The sequence below is a fragment of the Arthrobacter sp. 05L45_2 genome, assembly GCF_056397525.1.
This window is the reverse complement of sequence record NZ_JBFTNO010000186.1, coordinates 1-6,347: the sequence shown is the minus strand read 5'-3', so window position 1 is coordinate 6,347 and position 6,347 is coordinate 1. Positions and strand designations below refer to the sequence as shown.

6 protein-coding genes are annotated in these 6,347 nt (G+C 64.3%); 4 read left to right on the top strand and 2 right to left on the bottom strand.

Annotated features, from left to right (window positions below; all coding sequences use genetic code 11):
* Positions 1-677: SDR family NAD(P)-dependent oxidoreductase (locus AC1DHD_RS13080; protein WP_476880127.1), on the bottom strand; the 677-nt coding region annotated here is incomplete at its 3' end.
* A 268-nt stretch (positions 678-945) separates the two neighbouring features.
* On the opposite strand from AC1DHD_RS13080, the gene AC1DHD_RS13075 reads away from it, so the two are divergent.
* From AC1DHD_RS13075 to AC1DHD_RS13065, 3 genes are all read left to right on the top strand, one after another.
* Positions 946-1,701: a polysaccharide deacetylase family protein gene (locus AC1DHD_RS13075; protein ID WP_476880126.1), complete on the top strand. Its 756-nt coding sequence runs from the start codon at positions 946-948 to the stop codon at positions 1,699-1,701.
* Between the two features lie 98 nt (positions 1,702-1,799).
* Positions 1,800-2,873 (top strand): DNA polymerase IV, encoded by a 1,074-nt coding sequence (locus tag AC1DHD_RS13070; protein WP_476880125.1) that lies wholly within the window; start codon positions 1,800-1,802, stop codon positions 2,871-2,873.
* Between the two features lie 29 nt (positions 2,874-2,902).
* Complete coding sequence (locus AC1DHD_RS13065; RefSeq protein WP_476880124.1) at positions 2,903-3,676, top strand: hypothetical protein; 774 nt, start codon at positions 2,903-2,905, stop codon at positions 3,674-3,676.
* Between the two features lie 205 nt (positions 3,677-3,881).
* Here AC1DHD_RS13065 and AC1DHD_RS13060 read toward each other — a convergent pair whose 3' ends face one another.
* Entirely contained in the window at positions 3,882-4,673 is a 792-nt protein-coding gene (locus AC1DHD_RS13060; protein WP_476880123.1) for a hypothetical protein, read from the bottom strand.
* A gap of 444 nt (positions 4,674-5,117) precedes the next feature.
* Between AC1DHD_RS13060 and AC1DHD_RS13055 the strand changes: the two genes are divergently transcribed.
* Positions 5,118-6,347: S53 family peptidase (locus AC1DHD_RS13055; RefSeq protein WP_476880122.1), on the top strand; the 1,230-nt coding region annotated here is incomplete at its 3' end.

Sequence of the window (6,347 nt, the reverse complement as noted above, 5' to 3'; positions counted from 1 at the left end):
GTAATGAACTTCGCCTTGTCACTGGCGAGGAACGTGATGAGGTCGGCAACCTCCTGGGCCTCCCCGACCCGGCCGGCCGGGTGCAGGCCGGCGTACTGCTCGAGCGTGGGTTCATCGATGAGCGGGGTGCGGATGACACCCGGGGCCACGGCGTTCACGCGGATGCCCTCCTTGGCGTACATCGTGCCGGCAGCGCGGGTCATGTTCACCACACCGCCCTTGGACGCGGAGTACGCGATGTTGTTCGAGACCGCTACAAGGCCGAACATGGAGGCGAGGTTCACCACCACACCGCCGCGGCCCTGCTTGAGCAACTGCTCGATGACGTATTTGTTGGTGTAGAACACCCCCGAGTAATCGATGCCATTGGTGCGCTCCCAGTTGTCGACGGTCGAGGTGACCACGTCGCCCTCGCCTCCGACGCCCGCCGAGGCAACGGCGATATCCACGCCGCCGAACTCCGCAACGGTCTGCGCCACCGCCGCTGCCACACTCTCAGCCTTTGAGACATCACCCTGGAAGAACTTGGCGCCGATTTCGTCGGCCACTTCCTGCGACTTGGGGTTGTAGTCGAAGATCATGACTTTCGCCCCCTCGGCGATGAAGGTCTTGGCCGTAGCCAATCCCAGCCCCGATCCGCCGCCGGTGATGAATGCGACCTTGTTCTCGAGCTGCATGAGTCAGTCCAATCTATGAGCAATGTTGCGGGCGCATCCGGGCCGGCGCTCCCGCCCTACGCTATTATATGCGTATGCATATAGTTTCCCACTAATACTTGAAAAGTCAAGTAATGAGTCCTGTTGCGTGTCTCCTCTCCCCCGGAGGTCCGCCGACGGGACGCTTGGCCCTAGTGCTGCCGGAGCACAGGCCTCAGACTTGAATCGGGAACGCTCCAATCCGCGTGCTAATCGCGGGTTGTTCCCTGAGAATGAGGTGGCTGCGCACATGAAGATCCTGCGGCTGATGCTCGTCCCTCTGATGATCATCCTCGGGCTTAACGCCCCGACGCCGACGCCGACCGCTGCCGCCGTGCATCCGGCCGTGGTCAGGATGGCCACGAACCCGATGCCGCAGCTGCTCACCGCGGCCCGCCTGTCGGCCGCCGACCAGTCCAACATCCTTCATCTCTACGCGCACAGCGCGAACGTGCGCCTGACGTTTGATGATTGCGCCACCCAGGCCCGTCTCACCGGGATCCTCAACTGGCTGCGCAAGTACAACGTGCAGGCAATCTTTTTCTTCACGGGCAAGTGCATGCTGGCCCACCCGACGTACCGCGCGCAGCTCATCGGAGCCCGCCAACTGCTGGGCAACCACAGCTTTGACCACGGCGRCTACTCACGGATGACCGCCAACCAGATCAACGTTGAGGTCCGCCGCTTCGGCAGCGTCATTCCCACCACATCGCCCAAACTGTGCCGGCCTCCCTATGGAGCCGGGGCATTCAGCCTCCGGGTCTACAACGCCCTGGCCCGCGCCGGCTGCCGCCCTGCCTTCTGGACCGTCGACACCCGGGACTGGGACGGCTCATCGGCCGCCACCATCATCCGGCGCGTACAGTTCGGCGACCGTTTTACCCCGCGCGCGCGGGCCGGCGGCGTCATCCTGATGCACGGGACCGGCCCCCACACCCTCGAGGCGCTCCCGGGTGTCCGCAATGCGCTCATCTACTGGGGCCTGGCAACGTTCCATATCCGGTAGGCCGGTTGCCGGGTGTTTCGGAACGGCCCTCGGAACTCTGGCGAACGGAACGTCGGCGAACGGATGCCGGCCAGGACGGTTTAGGGCAGACTGTTGGCGTGAACGGAATCCCGTGGGTGCTGCACGTCGACCTCGACCAGTTCATCGCGGCGGTCGAAGTKCTCCGGCGGCCCGAGCTTGCCGGCAAGCCGATCATCGTCGGCGGCCGCGGTGACCCCACGGAACGGGCAGTGGTGTCAACGGCTTCCTATGAGGCCCGGGCCTACGGGGTGGGCTCCGGCATGCCGTTGCGTATCGCGGCCAGGAAAGTTCCCGACGCCGTGATCCTGCCGGTCGACCAGGAGGCCTACCTCGCGGCGTCTGAGGTGGTGATGGCTACCCTTCGCACGCAGCCTGGCGCCACCGTGCAGGTGCTGGGTTGGGATGAAGCCTTCGTCGGCGTTCAAACGGCTGATCCGGAAGCCTATGCCCGGCAGGTCCAGTCCGCCGTGCTGGAGCGCACGCAGCTGCACTGCAGCGTGGGCATCGGCGATACCCTGGTCCGGGCCAAGGTGGCCACCGGGTTCGGCAAACCGGCCGGTGTCTTCCGCCTCACCGCGGCTAACTGGCTCGAGGTTATGGGCAGCCGTCCCACCAAGGAGCTGTGGGGCGTCGGAACCAAGGTCTCCGGCCGCCTGGCCAAACTTGGCATCACGACAGTCGCCGAGCTCGCTGCGGCCGATCCCCAGGACCTGGTTCCCGAGTTCGGTCCCCGGATGGGGCCCTGGTACGCGGAGCTGGGCCGGGGCGACGGCTCCAGCACGGTGGACGCCACCCCCTGGGTCGCCCGGGGACACAGCCGGGAAACCACCTTCCAGCAGGACCTGACCGACCCTGTCCAGGTGGATGACGCCGTGAGGGACCTGACAGCGCGGGTCCTCGAGGACGTTGTGGCCGAGGGCCGTCCGGTCGTGGGACTGACCCTGAAGGTTCGCTATGCACCGTTCCTGACGAAGACCCACGCCCGGAAGATTCCGGAGACTTTTGACCGGGATACCATCCTCGCGCAGAGCCTGGACCTYGCKGCCGCCATCGARGCGGRCCGGCCCATCCGGCTCCTGGGCCTGCGGGCTGAGATGGCGATGCCCGACGACGCCCGGAAAGGTCACACGTCGACGCGCGGCGGCTGGTGACGTCGGTGGTCCACGGTACCCTCGGGACCATGACTGAAAGCCCGCAACCGGTGGACCGAGCCCGCAAGTGGATCGCTGATGCCCGCTCGTGTCATTACAGGCAGCTCACCACGCATCGCACGGTACGCCGCTTCAGGAAGACCCGACTGACGTTCACCACGGGCCAGGCGGTCACCAGTGCGGGCGGCTTCTTTCTAGCCGGCTCGAGCGGCTCCGCAGGTGCACCGGACTGGGTTGTCCTCGCTGTCCTGGCCGGCGGCTTCCTGGCCGGCAAATTCCTGTTCCCTATTCCGAGCAGCAGCATCGCCAGCCGAAGAGGCCCTGCCGACGTCGTCAGCAAAAGCGCCGGGGAGCTCGACAACCTGACGCCGGAGGAGATCCGGATCTACGAGAACAACATGATGCTCAAACACCGGCTCAAAGACCCCCGGGAACTGGGGACGGCACACGCCTTGCAGCGCCAGCGCGAGGCCGTCTGGAAGGCCGCGGAAGCCGCCGGCGTTGCACCCGCGGCCCTGGGCGCCCTGTCGGTGGTGGATGCCCAGGCCTTCGCTTCGGTGGCCGCCCGGCACAAACAGCTTGACAGCCGGTGGCTGGCCTACGAGGTCGACCCGAAACTCCAGTTCGACTTCCCCGCCATGTCCGATACCGCCTTCCCCGCGACTGCGGCCATGATCCGGGCCAGAAGGAAAGCCGAAGAGGCCAAGTCGGAGGGCAGCGTGGCCACTTACCGGTCCGCGGTCACGGCGTACGGCGAGGCCCTGAAGGTAGCCGAGTCCGCCGCGGGCGTGCCCCGGGAGTAGGCAAGGAACAGTCCGCCCGGCATGAATGTGAGACTTATGGCGGAAAGCGCCAAATGTGCACCACCGTAATTTCGCGGTTTTTTAGCTAATACTCACGTCGGCTGGCGCATCGTGTTGGCGAAATCAATGAGTGCATTCACCCCATCCAAGCGGCAGCGGGAAGCCTAAGCTCGGGCGTATCATGGGTGGCCTCACAGCTGGGGTCTCACTTTGAGTTCGGACGCTTTCGAAGAGCGAAGCGGAAAAGCCGGACCGTGGAGCCCAGCGCCAATGCAGCCATAAGCAAATATGGCAAGGTCGCGCCGAGGACGTTCTCTGGTGCAAAGGGGCCGGGAACGTTAGCACTCGGAACATCTGCGCCCGCCACCCCTCCCAACGATCTCAGCAGCTGCCACAAGGCGAAGGCGGTGAGGAGAAGACTGCCTGCCAACTGCGCCATCATGGGGAGTGCATCCCGCCAGGACCTAAACGCCCCTGCATGCTTGGGTGGCTCGTCCCCCTGTCGCGGGCGTTGAAAAGTTGGTGTGTCGTAATGACGGTCCTCCTCGGCCCGGAGTCGGCCATTCCAACCGCCGATCCCTGGTTCCCCGCTGGAAATGCCCGGGAACTCGCTGCGTAACAGGGCGAGGCATCTTTCGTTGTGGCGAACCACGACGCCGGCCAGACCCGCTGGGGGCGTCAGGAAAGCCGTGATCCGAGTGACCTGGATTTCCCCATCCGCCCGCTCCCAGACAAGCTGGTCCACTACTAAGTCCAACACCGCCGCCCGCGGAACGGTCCGGTGCCGGAAAAATCCTTGAACCGTTACTTCGGACTCGGACAGGAGAACGGCCAATCGCCAGTTCCGCCAACTCATCCACAAGAGAAAACCGACGAAAAGCGCAAACGTCGCCACATCAAGTACAGCCACGAACCATTCGCTCTCCTCGGGACCAGTCGGCGGARGCGGCGCCTGGGCGACAACCAAGGCCAGAAACGTCAGCACAAAGGCGCCCATGGCAGCCCTCGTGACAAACAGGGGCCGGAGCGTCAACGTACGGGGCGTCGTCACCCATTCCTCTCCACTGCTGTCGGACTTTCGCGGCCCTCGCAGAATACCCGGGGCGAGGGTTACTTGAACGAAGGCGCTCCCGACGGTCAGCGCTCACAGAGCGGACGTGGCCGGACAAATCTTTCATCGGAGCTGCGGTGAATTGGGGGACAAGCATGTCTGGCTCTTGGAAGTCGACGCTCAGGCGCGGTGGCATCGTGAAATGAGCCGCTACTCCTTAAAGAAAATTATCCGGATCGATTTCGGTGGCGACTCAGACAAAGCCCAATTCGCCATCGCCGGTCCGCTTCCGCCCCGAACCACTCCCCCGCTGCTCTCGGACGGGCTGTCACCCCCGAAAAATAAATGAGTGACAACTCTCACAAATAGTGCAACACTCTCTGTCACGACGTGCTGACAGGTTTTGTCAACACGGATCACGTTGATCCTCAGGGAGAGTTTGTGAAGAAAATTCTTAGCGTCTCAGGGACCTTACTGCTGTTGGCTGGTGCGCTCTCGTCGTTCGCGCCGCCGGCAAACGCCCAGCCGGCTCCATCCGCCAACTGGCATGCGCAGAGAGTCTGCGCCGACGCTCCAAGCGGTCACGCCTCATGCTTTGCGCTAAAACTTGTCGACGACTCAGCCACGGCAAACGCAGCCCAGGGTGGAAAGGTCCAGCCCGCGTCCACCACGCCGCCGCCCACCGGTAAGACTCCGGCCGATATTCAGAGCGCCTATAACATCGCCGGCCTCAACCCCGGCGGGCGTACCGTGGCCATCGTGGACGCATACGGTTATCCGAACCTCGAGCGCGACCTTGGCGTTTACCGCGCCCAGTTTGGCCTGCCGGCCTGCACTGTCAGCAACAAGTGCCTAACCATCATGGACCAGAACGGCGGCAGTAAACTTCCCCGCTTCGACGCGGGCTGGGCTGGCGAGACGGCCCTTGACGTCGACGCGGTCTCTGCCGCCTGCCCGGGCTGCAAAATCCTGGTAGTCCAGGCATCAACAGCCAGCCTGGCCAATCTTGGAACGGCTGTCGCCACAGCCGCCAAGCAGCCGGGTGTCGCCGCTATCTCCAACAGCTACGGCGGAGGCGACTCCGCGGATTCCAGCTACGGCGCCTACTACAACCACCCCGGCATCGCCGTGACGGCCTCCACCGGCGACAACGGCTACACCGGATCGTCCTACCCGTCATCATCGAGCTACGTCACAGCAGTGGGTGGCACGTCTTTGGTCAAGGACTCGAGCACCAGGGGTTGGGGCGAATCCGCATGGTCCGGTTCGGGATCCGGATGCTCCAGTGTTAATGCGGCTCTGACAGCAGCGGCGTCATTCGGCACGGGCTGCAGCAAGCGCGCCTCGGCCGACGTCTCCGCCGACGCAGATCCGCAGACCGGCCTGTCGGTCTATGCGCCGACCACCAGCTCTGCATCGTCCTGGGCCCAGTACGGAGGCACCAGCCTTTCCTCCCCCCTGATCGCCGCCATGTATGCACTCTCAGGAAACACCGGGAACTCCTCCACACTGGCTAACTCGATTCCCTATTCACACACCAGCAGTTTCAACGATGTCACCGCAGGTTCCACGGGCAGTTGCCCGACTACGCAGTGGTGCCTGGCAGGCACTGGCTGGGAC

Bases quoted from the DNA above. Each gene is read 5' to 3' on its own strand.
- AC1DHD_RS13065 (WP_476880124.1), top strand. From the start codon at position 2,903: ATGACTGAAAGCCCGCAACCGGTGGACCGAGCCCGCAAGTGGATCGCT.